24 protein-coding genes are annotated in these 22,531 nt (G+C 69.8%); 7 read left to right on the top strand and 17 right to left on the bottom strand.

Annotated features, from left to right (window positions below):
• Window positions 1-24 precede the first annotated feature (24 nt).
• Entirely contained in the window at window positions 25-399 is a 375-nt protein-coding gene (locus tag HF024_RS07400) for a twin-arginine translocase TatA/TatE family subunit (RefSeq protein WP_085369536.1), read from the bottom strand.
• A gap of 82 nt (window positions 400-481) precedes the next feature.
• On the opposite strand from HF024_RS07400, the gene HF024_RS07395 reads away from it, so the two are divergent.
• Window positions 482-1,114 carry a class I SAM-dependent methyltransferase gene (locus HF024_RS07395; protein ID WP_085369425.1) on the top strand — a complete coding sequence of 211 codons (633 nt, stop codon included), beginning with the start codon at window positions 482-484 and terminating at the stop codon, window positions 1,112-1,114.
• 63 nt (window positions 1,115-1,177) lie between these two features.
• Here the strand turns inward: HF024_RS07395 and HF024_RS07390 are convergent, their stop codons facing one another.
• From HF024_RS07390 to dapE, 3 genes are all read right to left on the bottom strand, one after another.
• Entirely contained in the window at window positions 1,178-1,351 is a 174-nt protein-coding gene (locus HF024_RS07390; RefSeq protein ID WP_082581279.1) for a DUF3117 domain-containing protein, read from the bottom strand.
• Between the two features lie 92 nt (window positions 1,352-1,443).
• Window positions 1,444-2,679 carry a hypothetical protein gene (locus HF024_RS07385; RefSeq protein ID WP_247597347.1) on the bottom strand — a complete coding sequence of 412 codons (1,236 nt, stop codon included), beginning with the start codon at window positions 2,677-2,679 and terminating at the stop codon, window positions 1,444-1,446.
• A complete protein-coding gene (dapE, locus tag HF024_RS07380) occupies window positions 2,663-3,745 on the bottom strand; it encodes a succinyl-diaminopimelate desuccinylase (RefSeq protein WP_168689141.1) in 1,083 nt (360 codons plus the stop codon). The genes HF024_RS07385 and dapE overlap by 17 nt, the downstream gene beginning before the upstream one ends.
• Before the next feature lie 17 nt (window positions 3,746-3,762).
• On the opposite strand from dapE, the gene dapD reads away from it, so the two are divergent.
• Window positions 3,763-4,752: a 2,3,4,5-tetrahydropyridine-2,6-dicarboxylate N-succinyltransferase gene (gene dapD, locus HF024_RS07375; protein ID WP_085369422.1), complete on the top strand. Its 990-nt coding sequence runs from the start codon at window positions 3,763-3,765 to the stop codon at window positions 4,750-4,752.
• Window positions 4,753-4,979: 227 nt separating this feature from the next.
• On the opposite strand, the gene HF024_RS07370 is transcribed toward dapD, so the two are convergent.
• The 3 genes from HF024_RS07370 to pdhA are packed head-to-tail and all read right to left on the bottom strand — an operon-like array spanning window position 4,980 to window position 8,451.
• Window positions 4,980-6,329 (bottom strand): dihydrolipoamide acetyltransferase family protein, encoded by a 1,350-nt coding sequence (locus HF024_RS07370; protein ID WP_168689140.1) that lies wholly within the window; start codon window positions 6,327-6,329, stop codon window positions 4,980-4,982.
• A complete protein-coding gene (locus tag HF024_RS07365) occupies window positions 6,326-7,339 on the bottom strand; it encodes an alpha-ketoacid dehydrogenase subunit beta (protein WP_085369420.1) in 1,014 nt (337 codons plus the stop codon). Before HF024_RS07365 ends, HF024_RS07370 begins: the two co-directional genes overlap by 4 nt.
• A complete protein-coding gene (pdhA, locus tag HF024_RS07360; RefSeq protein WP_247597416.1) occupies window positions 7,336-8,451 on the bottom strand; it encodes a pyruvate dehydrogenase (acetyl-transferring) E1 component subunit alpha in 1,116 nt (371 codons plus the stop codon). The genes HF024_RS07365 and pdhA overlap by 4 nt, the downstream gene beginning before the upstream one ends.
• Before the next feature lie 234 nt (window positions 8,452-8,685).
• On the opposite strand from pdhA, the gene HF024_RS07355 reads away from it, so the two are divergent.
• Entirely contained in the window at window positions 8,686-9,156 is a 471-nt protein-coding gene (locus HF024_RS07355) for an Lrp/AsnC family transcriptional regulator (protein WP_168689139.1), read from the top strand.
• 72 nt (window positions 9,157-9,228) lie between these two features.
• Here HF024_RS07355 and HF024_RS07350 read toward each other — a convergent pair whose 3' ends face one another.
• From HF024_RS07350 to HF024_RS07330, 5 genes are all read right to left on the bottom strand, one after another.
• Window positions 9,229-11,529, bottom strand: a complete 2,301-nt coding sequence (locus HF024_RS07350) for a polyribonucleotide nucleotidyltransferase (RefSeq protein WP_085369418.1) — start codon at window positions 11,527-11,529, stop codon at window positions 9,229-9,231.
• 316 nt (window positions 11,530-11,845) lie between these two features.
• Window positions 11,846-12,628 (bottom strand): fructosamine kinase family protein, encoded by a 783-nt coding sequence (locus tag HF024_RS07345; RefSeq protein WP_168689138.1) that lies wholly within the window; start codon window positions 12,626-12,628, stop codon window positions 11,846-11,848.
• A 40-nt stretch (window positions 12,629-12,668) separates the two neighbouring features.
• Window positions 12,669-13,298 (bottom strand): FMN reductase, encoded by a 630-nt coding sequence (locus tag HF024_RS07340; protein ID WP_210724047.1) that lies wholly within the window; start codon window positions 13,296-13,298, stop codon window positions 12,669-12,671.
• Window positions 13,298-14,440: an LLM class flavin-dependent oxidoreductase gene (locus HF024_RS07335; protein WP_168689136.1), complete on the bottom strand. Its 1,143-nt coding sequence runs from the start codon at window positions 14,438-14,440 to the stop codon at window positions 13,298-13,300. Before HF024_RS07335 ends, HF024_RS07340 begins: the two co-directional genes overlap by 1 nt.
• A 12-nt stretch (window positions 14,441-14,452) precedes the next feature.
• The gene (locus HF024_RS07330) at window positions 14,453-14,923 is read right to left on the bottom strand and encodes a VanZ family protein (RefSeq protein ID WP_168689135.1); all 471 of its coding nucleotides are present in this window, start codon (window positions 14,921-14,923) and stop codon (window positions 14,453-14,455) included.
• 76 nt (window positions 14,924-14,999) lie between these two features.
• Between HF024_RS07330 and HF024_RS07325 the strand changes: the two genes are divergently transcribed.
• The gene (locus HF024_RS07325) at window positions 15,000-16,190 is read left to right on the top strand and encodes a low temperature requirement protein A (protein WP_210724046.1); all 1,191 of its coding nucleotides are present in this window, start codon (window positions 15,000-15,002) and stop codon (window positions 16,188-16,190) included.
• Between the two features lie 117 nt (window positions 16,191-16,307).
• Here HF024_RS07325 and rpsO read toward each other — a convergent pair whose 3' ends face one another.
• Together rpsO and HF024_RS07315 are read right to left on the bottom strand one after the other, a co-directional pair.
• Window positions 16,308-16,577, bottom strand: a complete 270-nt coding sequence (gene rpsO, locus HF024_RS07320) for a 30S ribosomal protein S15 (protein WP_055892416.1) — start codon at window positions 16,575-16,577, stop codon at window positions 16,308-16,310.
• Between the two features lie 125 nt (window positions 16,578-16,702).
• The gene (locus HF024_RS07315; protein WP_168689134.1) at window positions 16,703-17,485 is read right to left on the bottom strand and encodes a VOC family protein; all 783 of its coding nucleotides are present in this window, start codon (window positions 17,483-17,485) and stop codon (window positions 16,703-16,705) included.
• 62 nt (window positions 17,486-17,547) lie between these two features.
• On the opposite strand from HF024_RS07315, the gene HF024_RS07310 reads away from it, so the two are divergent.
• Window positions 17,548-18,588, top strand: coding sequence for an NAD(P)-dependent alcohol dehydrogenase (locus tag HF024_RS07310; protein WP_168689133.1), 1,041 nt, complete (start codon window positions 17,548-17,550; stop codon window positions 18,586-18,588).
• A 10-nt stretch (window positions 18,589-18,598) separates the two neighbouring features.
• Here HF024_RS07310 and HF024_RS07305 read toward each other — a convergent pair whose 3' ends face one another.
• On the bottom strand, window positions 18,599-19,204 hold the full coding sequence (locus HF024_RS07305) for a TetR family transcriptional regulator (protein ID WP_168689132.1): 606 nt from the start codon (window positions 19,202-19,204) through the stop codon (window positions 18,599-18,601).
• A gap of 78 nt (window positions 19,205-19,282) precedes the next feature.
• Here HF024_RS07305 and HF024_RS07300 point away from each other — a divergent pair, with 78 nt between their 5' ends.
• Entirely contained in the window at window positions 19,283-20,041 is a 759-nt protein-coding gene (locus HF024_RS07300; RefSeq protein WP_085369260.1) for an SDR family NAD(P)-dependent oxidoreductase, read from the top strand.
• Here the strand turns inward: HF024_RS07300 and HF024_RS07295 are convergent.
• Complete coding sequence (locus HF024_RS07295; protein WP_168689131.1) at window positions 20,038-21,522, bottom strand: PLP-dependent aminotransferase family protein; 1,485 nt, start codon at window positions 21,520-21,522, stop codon at window positions 20,038-20,040. The genes HF024_RS07300 and HF024_RS07295 overlap by 4 nt on opposite strands.
• An 81-nt stretch (window positions 21,523-21,603) precedes the next feature.
• On the opposite strand from HF024_RS07295, the gene HF024_RS07290 reads away from it, so the two are divergent.
• Window positions 21,604-22,041 carry a carboxymuconolactone decarboxylase family protein gene (locus tag HF024_RS07290; protein WP_085369262.1) on the top strand — a complete coding sequence of 146 codons (438 nt, stop codon included), beginning with the start codon at window positions 21,604-21,606 and terminating at the stop codon, window positions 22,039-22,041.
• Window positions 22,042-22,136: 95 nt separating this feature from the next.
• On the opposite strand, the gene HF024_RS07285 is transcribed toward HF024_RS07290, so the two are convergent.
• Entirely contained in the window at window positions 22,137-22,511 is a 375-nt protein-coding gene (locus HF024_RS07285; protein WP_168689130.1) for an FKBP-type peptidyl-prolyl cis-trans isomerase, read from the bottom strand.
• Window positions 22,512-22,531: the final 20 nt, after the last annotated feature.

The raw sequence follows: 22,531 nt of genomic DNA, 5'->3' as shown, positions 1-22,531 counted from the left end.
GGATTCAGCGCTGCGGGCTTCCGCTCAGGTGGATTCGGTATCGAACGGCGGGACCGCGCCGGCCTCCAGCTTGCGCTTGCGCTGCGCGTACGCCGACTCGGTCACCGGCTTGATGCTGCTCTCCGTGACCGTCGACGTGGCGGCCGGATCGTCGAGCAGCGCCTCGCGGATGATGCGGCGCGGGTCGTACTGGCGCGGGTCCAGCTTCTTCCAGTCGACCTCGTCGAACTCCGGGCCCATCTCGTCGCGCATCCTGGTCTTGGCGCCGTTCGCGAAATCGCGCAGCGACCTGGTGAATTTGCCGAGCTTGGCCGCGTAGGTGGGAAGGCGTTCCGGTCCGAGCAAGAAGGCAGCGATCACCGCCACGATGAGCAACTTGTCGAAAGTCAGACCGAACACAGGAGCAAGGGTATCGCGGTCGCGCCTGCGGTGTTGCTGTGCGTCCTGGCCGTATCCTGGACCGGAGAGCATCGGGAGCACTGTGTCTGACAAAGATTCGAACTGGAAATTCGCCGACGACGTCATCGTCGAGAGCGAGGTGATCGCGCGCGCCAGGCAGCAGTCGCTCGAACTGGGCATCGAGCCGATCGCGCCGAGCATCGGTGCGCAGGCCGCTGTCGTCGTCGCGGCGACGGCGGCGGAGAGCATCGTCGAGATCGGCACGGGCGTCGGCGTCTCCGGCCTGTGGCTTCTCGCAGGCGGCACGGAGGCGCAGCTCACCTCGATCGACTCCGAGGTCGACCACCAGCAGCACGCCCGCGGGTTCTTCACCGAGGCGGGCATCGCCTCCAACCGCGTGCGGCTGATCACCGGCAGGGCACTGGATGTGCTCCCCCGCATGAACGAGAACTCCTACGACATCGTCTTCGTCGACGCCGACCCCGGCTCGGTCATCGAGTACGTCGAGCACGGCCTCCGCCTCGCCCGCCCCGGCGGAACCGTGCTCGTGGCGCACGCGCTCTGGAAGGGCCGCGTCTCCGACCCCGCGGCGCGGGACGACGTCGCGACCGGCTTCCGAACGCTCATCACGGAGACCGCGGGCTCAGGCGCCGTGATCGCCGCGCTCTCCCCCGCGGGAGACGGCCTGCTGCAGCTCACCAAGCTGACGCCGTAACCGACGCCTTAACGGCGGAACGGGCCCCGTGGGGCCCGTTCCTCGGGTACTCGTTCGTGTGCGCTAGGAGGTCGTCACGACGCTCGCGAGAGCATCGTGAAGTTCTTTGGCTTCCGCGTCGTTGACGGAGACGACGAGCCGTCCCCCACCTTCGAGCGGCACCCGCACGATGATGAGCCGACCCTCCTTCACAGCCTCCATTGGCCCGTCCCCGGTCCTCGGCTTCATGGCCGCCATGCAGCTCCCCTTTCGTGGATGTATGTCTATTATCTGTCATCGGAGCGGACGGGCGGAAATCGAATCCACCCGCGTTCGGGGCTGACCGCCGATCACGGGGGCGACCAGTCGGCTCCGTCGACACCCCAGGCGATCGCGAGCCAGCCCACCTGCAGCGCCAGGAAGAGCAGCACCAGCCCCACCCGGTACACCCTGCTGCGCGGCAGCGCCATCGCGCCGAGCAGCGGGAACAGCGGCATCAGCAGCCGGAACGTGCTCGACTGCGGGAAGAACACGGCAAGCAGATACAGCGCGTACGCCACGATCCAGAACCGCAGGTCGACGCCGAGCCTCCGCACACCGGGCGAGAACAGCGTGATCGCGAAGAGGGCGAGCACGATCACGAGCACCACGATGCCGAGCCAGCCCGGCAGCCCGAGCATGGCGTTCGACCACCAGTACGCGCCCTGGAACCACGACGCGAACGGCACCAGGTGCGTGTATCCGATGTATGGAGAGCGCCAGGCCAGCTCGGTGTCCGTGTACGCCGTGATCGACCCGGTCGCCGCGGCGGCGATGGCGGGCCACGCCAGCCCGGCCAGCCCGCTGAACACCGTCAGCGACAGGCTCAGGATGCGGTCGCGCACCGGGAACGGGTCGCGGCGGCGCACCACCCAGCGGTAGATCACGTGCATCCCGAGCGCCAGCGCGAACGCCAGTCCGCTCGGCCGGGTGAACGCCATGACCGTGACCACGGGGAACAGCCAGCCGTATCGTCGCTCGACGAGCAGCAGCAGGGCGGTGGCGAGCAGCAGCAGATACAGCGACTCCGCGTACGCCAGCTGGAACAGCGGGGAGACCGGAGAGACGCAGAACAGCACCACCGCGAACAGGCTGGTCGACGCGGACAGGCCGACCCGCAGCATCAGCCGGTAGAAGACGAGCGTCGCCCCTGCCCCGCAGAGCACGGAGACGGTGACGGCGGCGGGGGCCCACGGCATCCTGGTCAGGAACATGACGACGTTCACGAGGCCGGGGTACCCGGGCATGAACGCCCACGCGTTCTCGGTGACGTGGATGCCGTCGACCGTCGGCAGCGACGACGGGTAGCCCGAGACGGCGACGATGTTGTACCAGAGCCCGTCCCAGATCGTCGCGAACGAGAAGTAGTCCGGGTGCGCTCCCGTCCAGGGGTTCTTGCCCTGCACGCTCGCGAAGATCAGCAGGAAGACGGTGGAGACGACCCTGCTCGCCGCGTACACGGCCAGCACCCGCACCCACCAGCGCGCCCAGGTGCGCTGGAGGCCGCCCGCCGCCGGCGGCGCCTCGACGTCAGCGGCGGGAAGCACCGGTCAGCCAGGCGCGGAGTCCCGCCTCGACGGCGGTGATCTGGTCGACCGCGACGCGCTCGTCGTCTGCGTGCGCCTTCAGCGGGTCGCCGGGGCCGTAGTTGACAGCCGGGATGCCCATCGCGCTGAACCGTGCCACGTCCGTCCAGCCGTACTTCGGCTTGGCCGTTCCGCCGACCGCCGCGAGGAACTCCTGCGCGAGCGGCGCATCCAGTCCGGGGCGGGCGCCGTCCGCACGGTCGACGACGGTGATCTCGTAGTCGCCGAACAGCTCGTGCATGTGCGCGATGGCCTCGTCCGAGGTGCGGGACGGCGCGAACCGGTAGTTGATGTGCACCATGCACTCGTCCGGGATGATGTTGCCGGCGACGCCACCGGTGATGCCGACCGCGTTCAGGCCCTCGCGGTAGACGAGCCCGTCGACCTCGACCTCGCGCGCCGTGTACGCCGCCAGCGTGTCCAGGATGGGCGTGGCCTTGTGGATGGCGTTGTCGCCGATCCAGCCGCGGGCCGAGTGCGCCCGCAGTCCGTACGTGCGCACCTCGACGCGCAGGTTGCCGTTGCAGCCGCCCTCGACGACGCCGTTGCTCGGCTCGCCCAGGATGGCGAAGTCGCCCTGGAACAGGTCGGGCCGGTTGCGGGCGAGGCGGCCGAGGCCGTTGAGGTCGGCGGAGACCTCCTCGTGGTCGTACCACATCCAGGTGATGTCGATGGCCGGGTCGGTGAGCTCGGCGGCGAGCTTCAGCTGCACGGCGGTGCCGGACTTCATGTCCACCGTGCCGCGGCCCCAGAGGTACTGGATGCCGTCCGCGGTCTCGAAGCGGGTGGGCAGGTTGTCGTTCAGCGGCACGGTGTCGATGTGACCGGCGATGACGGCGCGGCGCTCCCTGCCGAGATTGGTGCGCGCGACGACGGTGTCGCCGTCGCGGATGATCTCCAGATGGTCGAGGCCGCTGAGCGCCTCCACGATCGCGTCGGCGAGTTCCTTCTCGTTGCCCGACACCGATTCGATGTCGCAGATCTGGCGGGTGATGTCGATGGACGAGGCGCTGAGGTCGAGAGGCACCCTACTAATCTAGAGCCATGCCCTCCGACGTTTCCTCCGAATCCGCCGCGCCAGCATCCCCCCGCACCGCCTGGGGCTACGGCCTCGCGACCGTCGCGGGCGACGGCACCGTGCTCGACACCTGGTTCCCCGAGCCGCGGCTGGGTTCCCTGCCCGCCGGGCGCGACCGCTGGATCGCTCCGGCCGAGTTCGAGGCGCTGGCCGTCGAGGACGCCCGCCGCAACGTGCGCGTCGACATCGTGACGGTCGAGATCGACCTGGACGCCGCTCCGGCCTCCACCCCGGATGCGTACCTCCGCCTCCACCTGCTCTCGCACCTGCTCGCCGCCCCGAACACGGTGAACCTCGACGGCGTCTTCAGCCACCTGCCGATCGTGGCGTGGACCAACGCGGGCCCCGTGCATCCCGCCGACTACTCCCGGCTGCGCCCGCAGCTGCAGCGGGCGGGCATCCAGGTGACCGGCATCGACAAGTTCCCGCGCCTGCTCGACTACGTGACGCCCGACCGCGTGCGCATCGCCGACGCCTCCCGCGTGCGGCTCGGCGCGCACCTCGCCCCCGGCACGACGGTGATGCACGAGGGCTTCGTCAACTTCAACGCCGGCACGCTCGGCACCTCGATGGTCGAGGGCCGCATCTCGCAGGGCGTCGTGGTCGGCGACGGCTCCGACATCGGCGGCGGCGCATCCATCATGGGAACGCTCAGCGGCGGAGGCACCCAGCGTGTCGCCATCGGAGAGCGGGCGCTGCTCGGCGCGAACTCGGGCATCGGCATCTCGATCGGCGACGACAGCGTCGTCGAGGCCGGGCTGTACGTGACCGCGGGCACCAAGGTCGTGCTCGTCGGAGACGCGCCCACGGCCGACGGCGCACCCCGCACCGTCAAGGCCGTCGAGCTGTCCGGCGTGCCCGGCCTGCTCTTCCGCCGCAACTCGCTCACGGGCGCCGTCGAGGTCCTCCGCCGCGCAGGCGGCGGCGTCGAGCTCAACGCCGCCCTGCACGCGTAGGCCGGGCCGGGTCCGCCACCGCGCCGCCAGCACACCGCTCCACCGGAGAACTGCCCGAGATGCGGCCGAAAGTCCGTCCAAACGGAGTTCCCGGCGGCGTGTCTCCCCCGAGGTTCCGTTTTTGTGGTTCGCGCGGAGGTTCGGGCCGACGCGCCGCGGATTCGTCCGTTGGTGCGGAGATCCGGGGCCGGAGGACCGGGATCTCCGCTCGAACGGATGCGGAGGCGTCAGACCATCGTGAGGACGGAGGCCGGGTCGGAGAGGATCCGGCCGATGTCCGCGAGGAAACGGGCGGCCTGCTCGCCGTCCACCAGGCGGTGGTCGAACGAGAGCGCGAGCGTCAGCACGTCGCGCAGCGCGACCTCGCCGCGGAACTCCCACGGCTGCCGACGTACGGCACCGACCGCGAGGATCGCGGCCTCGCCCGGCGTCAGGATGGGCGTGCCGGCGTCGATCCCGAACACTCCCACGTTCGTGATCGTGATCGTCCCGCCCGTCATGCTCTCCGGCGCGGTGCGTCCTGCCCGCGCGGTCTCCGCCAGGCTCCGGATGCTCGCGGCCAGGTCGCCGAGGCCGAGCGCGTCCGCATCCCGCACCGTCGGCACGACCAGCCCGCGCGGCGTCGCGGCCGCGATCCCGAGGTTGACGTAGCCGAACTGCACGATCTCCTGCGCCGGGTCGTCCCAGCGCGCGTTCACCTCCGGCGTGCGTCGGACGGCGATGCAGAGCGCCTTCGCGATGACGGTCAGGAGCCCTGGGCGGCGCTCCGGGCTCTCGGCGGCCGCCCGCAGCCGCTCGACCAGCTCCATCGTCGGCGTGGCGTCGAGGGAGAGGAAGACCGTTGCCTGCGGAGCGGTGAACGCGCTGCGCACCATCGCCTCCGCCGTCGCCTTGCGCACCCCCTTGATCGGGATGCGCGTCTCGCGGCCCGTGGACGTTGCCGTCGAGGCGGCAGCGGTCGCACCAGTCGAGGCGGCGCCGGTCGCAGCCTCCAGGAACGCCTCGAGATCGTGCCGCGTGACCAGCCCGCGCTCGCCGGTTCCCGCAATGCTCGCGAGGTCGACGCCGTGCTCACGCGCGAGCTTCCGCACGGGAGGCGTGCTGCGCGGCCGGTCGGCGGTAGGCGCAGCGCTGGGCACGTCGGACGGCGCAGCCACCCGCGCATCCGGGACGGTCGTCGCCCCCGCCGCGAACGCCGCCACCCGCGCACGGCGCTGCGGTCGCGCCGTCGAGTCGGCCTTCGCGCCGTAGCCGACCAGGTTGGGCTCCGGGGCGTCCACGACGGCGGGCTCCTGCGCATCCCGAGTCGGCGCATCCGGTGCGGGCTCCTCCGGGCCGCCCACCTCGAACGCCACGATCCGCTCCCCCACCGACACGGTCACGCCCGGCTCGACGAACAGCTGCGACACGCGGCCCTCGTACGGCGCAGGCAGCTCGACCAGCGCCTTCGCGGTCTCCACCTCGGCGATGATCTGGTTCAGCTGCACCGTGTCGCCCACCGCGACCCGCCAGCTGACCAACTCGGACTCCGTCAGCCCCTCGCCGAGATCCGGGAGGGCGAACTCCTTGACGGTCACAGTTCCTCCACCCCGCTCAGCGAGTTCGGGCGGTCGAGCGCGCGGTCCACGCCGTCCAGGATGCGGTCGAGGTCGGGCAGATGCGCCCCCTCCAGCTTCGCGGCCGGGTACGGGATGTCGTGGCCGGTGACGCGCACCGGCGCGTGCTCCAGGTGGTAGAAGCAGCGCTCGGTGATGGACGCGGCGATCTCCGCCCCCATCCCCCCGGACAGCGCGGCCTCGTGCGAGATCACCAGGCGGCCGGTCTTCCGCACGGAGGCGGCCACCGTGTCGACGTCGAGCGGCGAGAGGCAGCGCAGGTCGATCACCTCGATGGAGACGCCGTCGTCGGCAGCAGCGGCGGCCGCATCCCTGGCGGTCTGCACCAGGCCACCGTAGGTCACGAGGGTCACATCGCTTCCGGGGACGACGACGCGCGCCGTGCCCATCGGCCGGGCGTCGGCGAGTGGGGCGTCCTCATCCACCTCGCCTTTCACGTGGTAGCGGCGCTTCGGCTCGAAATACAGCACGGGGTCGTCGGAGGCGATGGCCTGCCGGATGAGCGTGTACGCGTCCTCCGGACCGGACGGGCTGACCACCCGCAGCCCCGCCGCGTGGGCGAAGTAGGCCTCCGGAGAGTCGGAGTGGTGCTCGGCAGCGCCGATCCCGCCCGCGAACGGCACCCGGATGGTGATCGGCATCCGCACGGCGCCGGCCGTCCGGTAGTGCATCCTCGCCACCTGACTCACGATCTGGTCGAACGCCGGGTAGATGAACCCGTCGAACTGGATCTCCACCACCGGACGGTACCCGCGGTACGCCATGCCCACCGCCGTGCCCAGGATGCCCGACTCGGCCAGCGGCGAGTCCATCACCCTGCGCGGACCGAACTCGGTCTGCAGGCCGTCCGTCACCCGGTAGACGCCGCCGAGGGTGCCGATGTCCTCGCCCATCAGCACCACGTGGTCGTCGTCCGCCAGCGCGTGGCGGAGCCCGGCGTTGATGGCTTTCGCCATGGTCAGCGTCGTCATCGCGAGTCACCTCCGACGAAGGTTCTGAGGTAGCGGGAGTAGTGGTCGCGCTCGCGGGCGATGCCGGTGTGCGCTTCGGCGTACACGTTGTCGAACACGGTCATCGGGTCCGGGTCGGCCAGCGAGACGCATCCGGCGCGCAGCTCGGCGGCGACGGCGTCGGCCTTCGCGGCGACCTGCTCCTCGCGGGCGGCGTCCAGTGCTCCGCTGTGGCTGAGGTATGCGCCGACGCGAGCGATCGGGTCCTTCACCTTCCACTGCTCAAGCTCGGAGGGGTCGCGGTAGCGCGTGGGGTCGTCTGCGGTGGTGTGCGGGCCCATCCGGTATGTGACCGCCTCGATGAAGGTCGGGCCGCCTCCGGAGCGCGCCCGTTCGAGCGCAGAGCGCATCACCGCGAGCACGGCGAGCACGTCGTTGCCGTCCACCCGCACGCTCGGGATGCCGAACCCGGGAGCGCGTTCGGCGATCGGCCGCTGCGCCTGCAGGGCGACGGGCTCGGAGATCGCGTACTGGTTGTTCTGGCAGAAGAAGATCACGGGGGCGGCATAGGTCGCGGCGAAGATCATCGCCTCGTTCACGTCGCCCTCGCTGGTGGCGCCGTCGCCGAAGTATGCAACCGCGACCGCGTCGGTGCCGTCGGCCTGGATGCCGAGCGCGTATCCGGTGGCGTGCAGCGTCTGCGCGCCGATGATGACCTGCGGGGTGGCCATGTTGATGTCGTACGGATTCCAGCCGGACTGCGCCGTGCCGCGCCAGACCCTGACCAGGTCGGTGAGCTGGGCGCCACGGCAGTACGCGACGCCGTTCTCGCGGTAGCTGGAGAAGACGAAGTCGTCGGAGCGGAGGGCGCGGCCGGAGCCGATCTGGGCGGCCTCCTGGCCGAGCAGCGGCGGCCAGAGTCCCAGCTCGCCCTGGCGCTGCAGGGCGGTCGCCTCCGTGTCGATGCGGCGGATGACGACCATGTCCTCGTAGAAGGAGAGGAGCTGCTCGTCGCCGATGTCGGAGATCCAGGCGTCGTACCTGTCGTCGCTCAACCGCATCCCGTCGGGAGTCAGGAGCTGCACGGTGTCGATGCCGCCGAGCCGCAGCTCGCCGAGGTGCACATCGTCCATCCGACCGTCGTCGTCGGACATCCGGATGTCAGGCTGATTGTCGATCGTCACGGTTCACGCAACCTTCACTCTCGCGCCCGGCCCTCACGCTTGTGGCGCTGTGGACCGGCTTCCGGCGTCCTTGCCGGAATTACCCGGAACGTTACGCTTTCGGATCACCACGCACAACCATCGGCGTGTCGACCGTGCAACCTGCACTATTCGGCCGTGTCGCCGCGTGCTAGCTTTCACACTATGCGCACTATCGACAGCACTGACCGACGCATCCTCGTGGCCCTCACGGAGGACCCCCGATCGTCCAACGTGACGCTCGCCGACCGCCTCGGCCTGAGCAGGAACACGGTGCAGTCGCGAGTGGCGGAACTGGAGCGGTCCGGGGTGTTCCTGTCGTTCGATCGCCGGATCAGCGCCAACGCCGCCGGCTACCCGCTGGCCGCGTTCGTGACGGTGCACGTGCACCAGCAGAAGCTCGCGACGATCGTGGAGCAGCTGGCGACCATCCCGGAGATCGTGTCGGCGCACGGGCTCTCCGGCCCGTCCGATCTGCTCGTGCGCGTCGTCTGCACGGACGCGGAGGACCTGTTCCGCATCACCGGCGCCATTCAGGCCGCCGACGGCGTCGAGCGCGCAGAGACCGCGCTCGACATGGGCGAGCTCATTCCCTACCGCCTGCATCCCCTGCTCGCCAGAGACGCCGCGCGCTGACCGCAGCTATCGGCGGGGACGACGAAGGCCGCCCCGACGGAGTCGGGACGGCCTTCGTGGGGTCGGGCGGGACTACTCGCCTTCGGCGGGAGCCGTGGGGCCCTCGCTGGCGGCGTCGCGGCCGTGGGTGTCCGCGTCGTCGGCCTCGGCGAGCACCGGGGCGAGCGACAGCTTGCCGCGGTCGTCGATCTTGGTGATCTCCACCAGGATCTTCTGGCCGACGCCGAGCACGTCTTCGACGTTCTCGACACGCTTGCCACCGGCGAGCTTACGCACCTCGGAGATGTGCAGCAGGCCGTCCTTGCCCGGGAGCAGCGAGACGAACGCACCGAACGCGGCGATCTTGACGACGGTTCCGAGGAACTGCTCGCCGACCTCCGGGTTGGTGGGGTTCGCGATCGCGTTCACCTGGGCGCGGGCTGCCTCGGCCGACGGGCCGTCGACGGCGCCGATGTAGACGGTGCCGTCCTCCTCGATGGAGATGTCGGCGCCGGTCTCGTCCTGGATGGCGTTGATCGTCTTGCCCTTCGGGCCGATCAGCTCGCCGATCTTGTCGACGGGGATCTGGACCGAGATCACGCGGGGCGCGGTCGGGGCCATCTCGTCCGGCTGGTCGATGGCGGCGTTCAGCACGCTGAGGATGGTCGTCCGAGCATCCTTCGCCTGCTTCAGCGCACCGGCCAGAACGGCGGAGGGGATGCCGTCGAGCTTGGTGTCGAGCTGGATCGCCGTGACGAACTCGCTCGTGCCGGCGACCTTGAAGTCCATGTCGCCGAGCGCGTCCTCCGCACCGAGGATGTCGGTGAGGGCCGCGTAACGGGTCTCACCGTCGACGGTGTCGGAGATGAGGCCCATCGCGATGCCGGCGACCGGGGCGCGCAGCGGCACACCGGCGTTCAGCAGGGACAGGGTGGATGCGCAGACGGAGCCCATCGACGTCGAGCCGTTGGAGCCGAGAGCCTCGGACACCTGGCGGATCGCATACGGGAACTCGTCGCGGCTCGGCAGCACCGGCACGAGGGCGCGCTCGGCGAGGAAGCCGTGCCCGATCTCGCGACGCTTCGGCGAACCGACGCGGCCGGTCTCACCGGTCGAGTACGGCGGGAAGTTGTAGTGGTGCAGGTAGCGCTTCTTCGTGACAGGCGACAGGGAGTCGATCTGCTGCTCCATCTTGAGCATGTTCAGCGTGGTGACGCCCAGGATCTGGGTCTCTCCGCGCTGGAAGATCGCCGAACCGTGAACGCGCGGGATGACCTGCACCTCGGCGTCGAGCGGACGGATGTCGGTGAGGCCACGGCCGTCGATGCGGATGCCCTCGCGGAGGACGCGTCCGCGCATGACGACCTTGGAGACCGACTTGTACGCCGCGGAGAACTGCGTGAGCACCTCTGCGGGAAGCGCACCGGCCTCGACCTTCTCGGTCAGGGCCACCTTGACGCGGTCCTTGAGGGCGTCGTCGGCGTTCTGGCGCTCGATCTTGTCGGCGATCTGGTAGACGTTCACCAGTTCGTCGTACGCGAGGCCGGCGACGTTGTCGTACGTCTCCTGCGAGTACGGCAGGAACACCGGGTAGTCGGCGATGGCCTTGGCAGCCTGCTCCGCGACGACGTTCTGCGCGGCGACGAGCTGCTTGAGGAACGGCTTCGCGGCCTCGAGGCCCTGTGCGACGACCTCTTCGTTCGGCTTGGTGGCGCCGGCCTGGATGAGGTTCCAGCTGCCTTCGGTGGCCTCGGCCTCGACCATCATGATCGCGACGTCTTCCTGGCCGTTCTTGTCCGTGATGACGCGACCGGCGACGACGATGTCGAAGACGGCCTCCTCCAGCTGCGACGCCTTCGGGAACGCGATCCACTGGTCTTCTGCAGCACCGTTGCCCGGGATGAGCGCGAGGCGCACCGCGGCGATCGGGCCGCTGAACGGCAGGCCGGAGATCTGGGTCGACATGGATGCGGCGTTGATCGCGAGAGCGTCGTAGAACTCGTCGGGAGCGATGCTCAGGACGGTGATGACGATCTGGACCTCGTTGCGCAGGCCGTCGACGAACGACGGGCGCAGGGGCCGGTCGATCAGACGGCAGACCAGGATGGCCTCGGTCGACGGACGGCCTTCACGACGGAAGAACGAGCCGGGGATCTTGCCTGCTGCGTACGAACGCTCTTCGACGTCGACGGTCAGCGGGAAGAAGTCGAAGTTGTCCTTCGGGTGCTTGCTGGCGCTGGTCGCGCTCAGCAGCATGGTCTCCTCGTCGAGGTAGGCGGCGACGGCGCCCTGTGCCTGCTGTGCGAGGCGTCCGGTCTCGAACCGGACCGTGCGAGTGCCGAATCGTCCATTGTCCAGGACTGCTTCGGCGAACTTGATTTCGGGACCTTCCAAGAGGTCTTTCTCCTTTGTTTTACGTCGTCGCCCCGTATGGGCGGCGACTCCTCCATCGGAGCAGGGGAACAGGCAGATCGACACGGAAGTCCTCCGTGTACGTGCGGCTTCCTGCGCGCAGGACGGTGTCCCGGCGCGGTTCTGTGCCCGTCTGGCCATCAGTAGAAATACACGGTTGCGCGCCCTTCAGAGCTGCCATTCGCATCCGGATACCACCACCGAGGACCAGCTCCTGCCAGCCTGCTCCGTTTGGTACTCAGTATTGAGTTTGCGGTCGGCATGCAGCCAACCACAAGAATCCTAGCAGGTGAGGCCGTTATTCCGGCAGCGGGAGCGCGAGCGTGGCGCGCGCGGCGGCGGCCAGCGCGTCGCCGTACGACGGCCCGTACGACGCGGCGTGCACGGCCAGTGGATGCAGCTGGTGCAGCGGGATGCGCTCCCGCCAGCCGGCGCGCAGCGGCCGGGCGGCGTCGTACCCCGCCGTGATCTCGTCGAGCAGCGGGGCGCCGAACAGGGCGAGCATGGCGAGGTCGGTCTCGCGGTGGCCGCCGTGGGCCGCCGGGTCGATGAGCACGCAGCCGCGCGCATCCCACAGCAGGTTGCCGTTCCACAGATCCCCGTGGATGCGGGCGGGAGGCTCACCGTCGTCGAGCTCGCCGGACGCGACCCGGTCGACGGCCTCCCTGATCACCGGCAGCTGCGCAGCGGACACGCCGCCGGCGTTCACCGCGATGTCCAGGTACGGCAGAACGCGGTCGCGCGCGTAGAACCGGCCCCAGGACGACTCGGCGGCGACCGGCAGTGGGCGCGTGCCGATGAACAGCGGGCCGTCCCAGCCGTCCGGCGCAGCACCGAACGCGGCGGCGCCCGCGGCGTGGGTCACCGAGAGGGCAGCGCCGAAGGCACGGGCGGCATCCGGGGTGGGGCGCGCCTCCTGGACGCGTTCGAGCACGATCCGGCCGGGTGCCACCTCCACGACGCCGACCACCCGCGCTCCGCCGGAGGGCGTCGCGGCGGCGAGCCAGTCCAGGCCGGCGGCCTCCGCTTCGAAGAACAGCGGTGGCGCATCCGGCCTGGACTTCTCGACGGTGTCTGGCATGCACCGAACCTACCCGCGCGCGGGAGGAGCGGTCGGAGGACTAGTCCCCCTGGAACCCGCCGATCATCGAGGCGAAGTCGCCGTCGAGGGCGAAGGGATCCTTGATGCGCGACGAGCGGTCGGACGCGCTCACCAGCGTGGAGAACTCGCCGGCGGCGCGCTCGATGCGGTCGGGCAGCGCCTTGACCGTGTCTGCTCCGCTCCCCCAGTCCGCCGACGCCGCGTAGACCGAGGTCGGCACGACGACGCTGTGCAGGTAGGTGAACATCGGGCGCATCGCGTATTCGAGGGCGAGCGAGTGCCGTTCGGTTCCTCCGGTCGCGCCGATCAGCACGGGCATCCCGTCGAGCGCTGTCGGGTCGAGGATGTCGAAGAACGACTTGAACATCCCGCTGTAGCTCGTGGTGAAGATGGGCGTCACGGCGATCAGGCCGTCGGCTCCCGTCACCGTCTCGATGACGTCGGCGAGCGCGGGGCTTGGGAACCCGGCGAGGAGGTTGTTGGTCACATCCTTCGCCACATCCCGCAGCTCGATCGTGGTCACCTCGACCTCGACGCCCTGCTCCTCCAGCCTGCGGACGGTCGCCTCGGCGAGCCGGTCGGCCAGCAACCTGGACGACGACGGCTGGCTGAGACCGGCCGAGATCACGGCGATCTTCCTGGCGGTCATCACTTCACCTCCGAAACAGTGGATGCGGCGTCCGCGCCTGCGGCGTCCGCGTCGGCCACGAGCTCCGCGGCGTCGCGCTCGGCGACCATCGCGGCGTGGGTGGGGCCGTCCGGCACGTGGGAGGGACGGTCCTTCGCGAACTCCTTCCGGAGCACGGGCACGACCTCCCCGCCGAGGATGTCGAGCTGCTCCAGCACGGTCTTCAGCGGAAGGCCGGCGTGATCCATCAGCCAAAGCTGGCGCTGGTAGTCGCCGACGTAGTCGCGGAAGCCGAGGGTGCGGTCGATGACCTCCTGGGGGCTGCCGACGGTCAGCGGCGTCTGCGAGGTGAACTCCTCGAGCGTCGGGCCGTGGCCGTACACCGGCGCGTTGTCGAAGTACGGGCGGAACTCTGCGACGGCATCCTGCGAGTTCTTGCGCATGAACACCTGACCGCCGAGGCCGACGATCGCCTGGTCGGCGGTGCCGTGACCGTAGTGCTCGAAGCGCTGACGGTAGAGGGCGATCATCTGCTGGGTGTGCGATGCCGGCCAGAAGATGTGGTTCGCGAAGAACCCGTCACCGTAGTACGCGGCCTGCTCGGCGATCTCCGGGCTGCGGATGCTGCCGTGCCAGACGAACGGGGGCACGTCGTCGAGCGGTCGCGGGGTCGACTGGAAGCCCTGCAGCGGTGTGCGGAAACGTCCCTCCCAGTCCACGAACTCCTCGGTCCAGAGGCGGCGCAGCAGCGCGTACTTCTCGAGCGCGAGCGGGATGCCCTGGCGGATGTCCTCGCCGAACCACGGGTACACCGGTCCGGTGTTCCCGCGTCCGAGGGTGAGGTCCATCCGGCCGCCGGACAGGTGCTGCAGCATCGCGTACTCCTCGGCGATGCGCACCGGGTCGTTCGTGGTGATCAACGTGGTGGCCGTGGAGAGGATGATGCGGCTGGTCTTGGCGGCGAGGTAGCTGTTGATGGCGACAGGGCTCGACGGGAAGAACGGCGGGTTGTGGTGCTCCCCCATCGCGAAGACGTCGAGGCCGACCTCTTCCGCGTGCTGGGCGATGGTGAGGACGTCCTGCAACCGCGAGGCGTCGGTCGGGGTGTGACCGGTGGTGGGGTCGGTGGTGATGTCGCCGACACTGAAGATTCCGAACTGCATTTCCGCTGCTCCCTATTTCAATGCGTTTGCATGGATATCGTCATCAACGGACGGTGTGCCCTGACTATTCCCGCGTCGTTTCAGCCACGCGATTAGCGCGACCACGCCGATCCCGATCAGTGTTCCTGTGGTGTTCGCGATGAGGTCGCGCACGTCGCTGTACCTGGTCGGCAGGAACAGCTGGATGAACTCGATGGTGCAGGTGGCGACGACGCCGATGAGCAGCGCGACCCACCACCTGCGCAGCCCGAGCAGCAGGGTGAACAGCACGCCCATCGGCACGAACATGGCGATGTTCGCGGTGAACTCGACCCCGTTGTACGTGACCCAGGAGGTGGCGGGGAACCGCCCGATCTGCGCGATGACACCTCGGATGAACGTGTTCTGCTCCGAGTCCTGCGGCTGCGACGACAGGGTGATCCAGCCGACGGCGACCAGGTAGACGGCCGTGACGATGCTGAGGACGGGATGGCGGCGGAGCATACCCCTATGCTGGCCCACCCGGCCGGGCGGCGCACGCGCCCCACCGCCTGCCCCTCCCCTCGGCCACAATGAATGCATGACCAGCGCCTTCCGCATCCCGATGACCGGCCGTGCGACCGACGAGGCGCACCGCGTCTCGAGCCCGCTCGAACTGCTGTTCGACCTGACCTTCGTGGTCGCCATCGCCCAGGTGGCGGCGCAGCTCGCGGAGGCAACCCTGCACGGAGAGCTCTCCGCCGACATCGGGCCGTACCTGACCGTGTTCTTCGCGATCTGGTGGGCGTGGATGAACTTCACCTGGTTCGCGTCGGCGTACGACACCGACGACGTGCCGTACCGGATCACGACGCTCGTGCAGATGGGCGGCGTCCTGGTGCTCGCCGCCGGGGTGCCGAGCGCGTTCGGCGGCGGCGACTTCACCGCCATCACGATCGGCTACCTGATCATGCGCGTCGGGCTGGTGAGCCAGTGGATCAGGGCCGGGATCGAGCATCCACAGGGCAGGGTGACGGCGTTCCGCTACGCGGCGGGGGTGTCGGCGGTGCAGCTGCTGTGGGTGTCCAGGCTGTTCCTGCCTCCGGAGACCGGGCTGTGGACGTTCCTGATCGCGGCGGCCCTCGACCTCTCCGTGCCGATCTGGGCGGAGCGGACGGGCAAGACCTCTTGGCATCCGCACCACATCGCCGAACGGTACGGGCTGTTCACGATCATCGTGCTCGGCGAGTCGGTGTCCGCGTCGGCCATCGGGGTGCAGAAGGCGCTGGAGGCGAACGGCGTCTCGGTCACGCTGGTGGTGATCGCCTCCGCGGGACTGGTGCTGCTGTTCGCGCTCTGGTGGCTGTACTTCCTCGAGCCCGCGGCGGAGGGGCTGCGGTCGCGGCGCGGTCGCTCGTTCTACTGGGGCTACGGGCACTACCTCGTGTTCGCCTCGCTCGCTGCGCTCGGCGCTGGACTGGAGACGGCGGTGCAGCGCGGCTCGGAGGGCGGGGTCACACTGTCCGACACGGTGGTGGAGTACGCGGTGGTCGTGCCCGTCGCGGTGTTCCTGGTGATGCTGTACGTGCTGCACAGACCGCTGGTGGACGAGGTGGTGGTGCGCCCGCTCAAGACCGGGATCGCCGTGGTCCTGCTGCTCGCCCTGCCGCTGGCGTCGCCGCTGATCGGGCTGATCGGCGTGGCCATCGGGGTGGCGGTGGTCGCGTCGGCGCTGGTGGCCGCGACGCTCGTCGACCGCGCGGTGGAGGCACGGGCGGCGGCACGACTCTAGTGGGCGGGGTGCTGCGCGGGGGCGGAACGACGAAACGGGCCGCCACCCCGGAGGGTGACGGCCCGTTCGCAAGAAGTTCGCGGTGTCAGCGAGGAGCTGCCACAGGCGGCTCCTGAGTTATCGACGGAGTCCGAGACGCTCGATCAGCGAGCGGTAGCGGGCGATGTCGATGTCCGACAGGTAGCCGAGCAGGCGGCGACGCTGACCGACCAGGAGGAGCAGGCCACGACGCGAGTGGTGGTCGTGCTTGTGCTCCTTGAGGTGCTCGGTGAGGTCCTTGATCCGCTTGGTCAGGATTGCAACCTGAACCTCGGGGGATCCGGTGTCACCGGGGTGGGTCGCGTACTCTTCGATGATCGCCTTCTTGACGTCTGCATCAAGTGCCATAGAGGTGATCCCCTTTCTCTCGTTGCGCGGTGCCCGATGGCCGAATGCCTGGGCTCTCTTTATCCGCGGCCGTTAGACGGCAACCTGGAAAGCTTACCAGACGAGAGGCCACTCGCCCTCCGCGCTCACGCGACCTCCGGCTCCGGTTCGAGCAGCGCGAACGCGCCGCCGAACGGGTCGACGGCGCCGACCCAGCGGCCGACGCCCGGCGCGGACGCGCGCTCCCCGCGCACCGCGCCGCCGAGCTCGGTCAGGCGGACCGTCGCCGCATCCAGGTCGGCCACCGCGAAGTACACCAGCCAGTGCGGATGCACGTCCCCTCCCGGCTCGTAGGCTCCCGCGACGCTCGCCTCCCCCACGTCGAACAGCGTGCACAGGCCGTCTCCCAGCTCCAGCTGGCTCACGCCGACGCCGAGCACCGACTCGTAGAACGGGTACGACGCCTCGCAGCCGTTCTCGACCAGCTCCAGCCAGTCCACGGCTCCCGGCTCCTCGCGCAGCCACGGGGAGTCCCCGGCGCCGCTCTCCTTCTGCCAGAGCCCGAAGACCGCTCCCGCCGGATCGGCGACCACGGCGAGCTGCAATCCGGGCACCAGCTCACCGGGCGGCAGCAGCACAGCCCCGCCTGTCGCGGTGGCGGCTGCGGTGGATGCGGCGATGTCGTCGACGAGGAAGTACGTGGTCCAGACCGAGGTGCTCCCCTCCGGGAAGCTCTCCGGCAGCGGGCCGATGGCGGTGACGGGCACACCGCGCAGCGTGGCGACGGAGTATCCGCCGGTCTCGGCGCTCGCCGGCGTCACGTCCCAGCCGAACATCCGGCGGTAGAACGCGGCCGCTCCTGCCTGGTCCGTGCTCTGCAGATCGACCCAGATCGGCGTGCCCTGCGGAAAGCTGTCGATGATCGGCATGGCCGGTATCGTACGCGCGACGACCGGGGCGTGCGATAGCCGCAGGGAGTATCGTGCGCGGTATGAAGGCACTCCAATATCGCGAAATCGGTTCCCGTCCAGAGGTCGTCGAGATCGCCGATCCGGACGTCGGCCCCGGCCAGGTGCTCCTGAAGGTCACCGCCGCCGGGGTCTGCCACTCCGACGAGTTCATCATGGGACTTCCGGCCGACCAGTACGTCTACGGACTCCCCCTCACCCTCGGCCACGAGGGCGCAGGCATCGTGGAGGCGGTCGGCGACGGGGTCACCGGCGTGAAGCCCGGCGACGCGGTCGCCGTCTACGGCCCGTGGGGCTGCGGCCACTGCCTGATGTGCGCGCAGGGCAAGGAGAACTACTGCCTCAACGCCCAGGCGGAGGGCATCATGCCGCCCGGACTCGGGTCGCCGGGGTCGATGGCCGAGTACATGGTGGTCGACAACGCACGCCATCTCGTCCCCCTCGACGGGCTCGATCCCGTCGAGAACGTCTCGCTCACCGACGCGGGACTCACTCCCTATCACGCGATCAAGAAGTCGCTGCCGAAGCTCGGCGCAGGCACCACGGCCGTCGTGATCGGCACCGGCGGCCTCGGCCACGTCGGCATCCAGATCCTCCGCGCGCTCTCCGCGGCGACGGTGATCGCGCTCGACGTCAACCAGGAGAAGCTCGACCTGGCGAAGGCCGTCGGTGCCCACCACACGATGCTGTCGAACCAGGATGCGGTCTCCGCCGTCCGCGACCTGACCGGCGGCCGGGGTGCGAACGCGGTCTTCGACTTCGTCGGCGTGCAGCCGACGGTCGACCTCGCGGGTGCGATGGCGGCGACGGAAGGCGACGTGACCATCGTCGGGATCGGCGGAGGGGCGCTCGCCGTCGGCTTCGGCCGCATCGCATACGACGTCGCGGTGCGCACGCCGTATTGGGGTTCCCGTTCCGAGCTGATCGAGGTGCTCGACCTGGCCCGCGCCGGCTCCATCGAGGTGGAGATCGAGACGTATTCGCTCGACGAGGCGCCGAAGGCGTACGAGCGACTGCATGAGGGCAAGATCCGCGGGCGCGCGGTGATCCTGCCGAACGGCTAGCCGGGGCGCTTCAGGCGCTCAGCGCATCCAGAGCGGCGGCGACGACGGTGGCCGGGTCGTCGTCGCTGTTCGCCGCCCACCAGGTGAGCGCGGAGAACGAGGCGGCGGAGAGGGCGTCCGCGCGCACCTTCGCGTGCAGGCCGTCCGGCGCCGTTCCCGTGCGGCGCGCGATGAACGCGGCGAGCACATCCCGGTTGGCGGCCAGACGGCTGAGGCCGAAACCGATGAGGGCGTCGTCGGAGCCGATGAGCAGCAGGCGTCGCCGGGTGGCCTCGACGCGATCCGGCGGGAGGTCGAGGGCGCGCGCGATGGCGCGGTGAAGCACGGACGCGATCGGTTCGTCGTCCGGTGCAGCGTCGAGCTCGGCGGCCGTGCGCGCGACCACGGGCTCCATGCCGCCCCAGACGAGGGCGGGCTTGCTCGGGAAGTAGCGGAACAGCGTGCGGCGCCCGATGCCGGCGACGCGGGCGATGTCGTCCATCGTCGTGGCCTCGTAGCCGTGCTCGGCGAAGTGCCGGAGGGCGAGCAGGGCGACCTCGTCCGGGTCCACGTCCACGGGACGGCCGCGGCGACGCGCGGCGGGCTGCTGCGCCCGTTCGGCTGCTGGCGAATTCACATCTCCATTATGGCACCGAGTGCTATAAATACATCGACGCCCAGATCGAGCGCCACACACGACTCAGGAGATTCAGGAATGAGCACAACAGATTCTGCTCGCTTCGCCGGCAAGACCGCCATCGTCACGGGCGCCGGTTCGGGCATCGGCCGGGCGACGGCGCTCCGCATCGCGGCGGAGGGCGGGCGCGTGATCGCCAGCGACATCGCCCCCGACCGCCTCGAGGCGCTCACCGCCGAGCACCCAGACCTCGACCTCGTGACCGTCGCAGGAGACGTGTCCAGCGAAGAGACCATCGCCGCCATCCTCGACGCTGCGGGCGGACGCGTGGATGCGCTCGCCAACGTCGCCGGCATCATGGACGGCTTCCAGCCGGCCGCCGAGATCGACGACGCCACCTGGGACCGCGTGATGAACATCAACATCACCGCGATCATGCGGCTCACCCGCGCGGTGCTCCCGGTGATGCTCGAGGCCGGAGCCGGCTCCATCGTCAACGTCACCTCCGAGGCCGGACTCCGCGGTTCGGCTGCCGGCGTCGCGTACACGACCTCGAAGCACGCCGTGGTCGGGTACACGAAGTCCACCTCGGTGTTCTACGCCCCCAAGGGGATCCGCACCAACGCCGTCGCCCCCGGACCGGTCGCCACCAACATCGAGGCGCCGTTCCGCTCCGAGTGGGCAGGCCAGCGCCTCGGCCCGCTGATGCAGACGATGGTGCCGCCGGTTGCCCAGCCGGAGCAGCTCGCCGCATCCATCACCTGGCTGCTCAGCGACGACTCCTCCAACGTCAGCGGCGTCATCCTCGCCTCCGACGGAGGCTGGTCGGCGATCTAGTCGCGTCCCGTCGCGGAGGCGCGCGGCTCCGGCTGCGCGTCTCCGCCGCGGTGCGAGCGCGCGACGGCGCGGGCGAGCACGCGGAGGCCGTCCGGCACGTCGGCGGGCGCGATGGCGCCGAAGCCGAGCATGAGGCCGGAGGCCGGGGTCTCGCCGAAGCCGAAGCGGGCGATCGACTGCACGGACACTCCGGATGCCGCGGCCTCGGCCGCGGCCCGGTCCGAGTCGAACACGGCCCCGTCCCGCGGGAGCAGGCAGACGTGCAGCCCGGCGACCGACGGCACGGCCTGCAGCACGTCGCCGAGCATGGCCTCCGCCTGCTCCAGGATCTGGCGCTGCCGCATCCCGTACTGTTTCGTGGCCTGCCTGACGTGCCTGGCGAAGCCGCCGGAGTCGATGAACCGGGCCATCGCCGCCTGGGTGACGTGGTCGTTGTGCCAGTCGGTGAGCCGTTTCGCGCTGCGCAGCGCCGGCATCAGCGACGGTGGCGCCACGAGGAAGCCGAGCCGCAGCGCGGGCAGCATGGTCTTCGAGAACGTGCCGACGTAGACCACGCGGCCCTCGGTGTCGAGACGCTGCAGCGGATCGAGCGGTCGGTCGGCGTATCGGTATTCGCTGTCGTAGTCGTCTTCCACGATCACCGCGTCGTTCGCGCTCGCCCAGGCGAGCAGCTGGGTGCGACGCTCGAACGAGAGCACGCCGCCGAGCGGGAACTGGTGCGACGGCGTCACATAGACCAGCTTCGCCCCGTCGGGCAGCGCATCCACCCGGAGGCCGTGCTCGTCGACCGGAACGGGAACGACGCGCGCGCCCATCGTCTCGAACAACTGCCGCACCGGCGGGTATCCGGGGTCTTCGACGGCGACGACGTCACCGGGGTCGAGCAGCACCCTCCCGATCAGGTCGAACGCCTGCTGCGCTCCGCTCGTGATCAGGATGTCGTCGGCCAGCGCATCCACCGACCGGGCGACGCCGAGGTGCCTGGCCAGCGCATCCCGCAGCCGCTGCAGTCCAGCCGGATCGCGGTAGTGACCGGAGCGCAGGATGCCGCCGCGCAGCTCGGCCGCGACGAACCGGCGCCACGACTCGGCGGGGAAGAGCGCGGGGTCCGGCGTCCCGACACTGAAGTCGTACGCGATCGGCAGCGACTCCGTCCACAGCGGATCGTGGATGTCCGCCCAGCGCTGCACAGGACGCGCCGCCGTGCGCTCCCCGCGCGCCGCCGACGGGCTCGGCGCGGCCGTCGGCGCGGACACGAAGGTGCCGGACCCCACCCGCGACGCCAGGTAGCCCTCGGCGGTGAGACGTTCGTACGCGGTCGCGACGGTGGAGCGCGAGACGGACAGCCGGTCCGCCAGCTCCCTGGTGGCCGGGAGGCGCTCGCCGTGCCGCAGCCGCCCATCCAGGACGGCGTCGCGCAGCTGCCGGTAGATGCGGTCGGCGCGGTCGCCCCTGCCGTCGATCTGCACGTGCACGTCCACAGGGACCTCCTGCGATTGGCCTGATCGGAATGTGGTGAATTGGAGCTTACCCGCGGCCAATGACGTCTCTAGGCTGGCCACATGACAGAACGAATCGACATCTCCTCCATCGTCCCCGACGGCTACCGCAAGGTCATCAACCTCGACGGCTATGTGGCCCAGCACGTCGAGGAGCCGCTCGGCGACCTCATCAAACTCCGCGCATCCCAGATCAATGGATGCACGTTCTGCGTCGACATGCACTCCGTCGACCTGCAGGCAAGCGGCTACCCGCTGCGCAAGGTGTTCTCGGTGATCACCTGGCGGGAGTCGGAGTGGTTCAGCGAGCGGGAGCGGGTGGCGCTCGAACTGACCGAGGAGGTCACCCTCATCCAGGGCGGCGTTTCCGACGACCTCTACGGGCGCGCGCTCGCCGAGTTCGGCGAGGAGGGCCTCGCGAACCTGCTGCTCGCCATCGCGACGATCAACGTCTGGAACCGGATCGCCATCCCGACGCTGATGCACCCGCCGGCGCTCTGACCTGCGCGAACCACGTCACGCGCGAAAAAGGCGCGGTGCGGCCTCGAGCCGCACCGCGCCTTTCCTCGTGCGCGTGTCTGGGAGATCGAGACGATCTAGGAGACGCCGAGCAGGTCGATCACGAAGATCAGGGTCTTGCCGGAGAGCGGGTGACCTCCACCGGCCGGGCCGTACGCCTGCGCGGGCGGGACGGTCAGCTTGCGGCGACCGCCGACCTTCATGCCGGGGATGCCGTCCTGCCAGCCCTTGATGAGGTTGTTGAGCGGGAAGTTGATGGACTGCCCACGGCTCCAGGAGGAGTCGAACTCCTCGCCGGTCTCATACTCGACGCCGAGGTAGTGCACGTCCACCTTGGAACCTGCGGTCGCCTCTGGACCGGTGCCCTCGACGATGTCGACGATTTCGAGGGTCTCGGGAGCCGGGCCGTCGGGGGCGTCGACTTCGGGCTTCTGGTTGGTGTTTTCTGCCATGCATCCATCCAACTGGCTCC

Origin of the sequence: Leifsonia sp. PS1209 (assembly GCF_012317045.1) — a bacterium.
Taxonomy (GTDB): Bacteria; Actinomycetota; Actinomycetes; order Actinomycetales; family Microbacteriaceae; genus Leifsonia.
The sequence above is the reverse complement of the archived record's forward strand: the minus strand, read 5'-3'. Positions and strand labels throughout refer to the sequence as shown.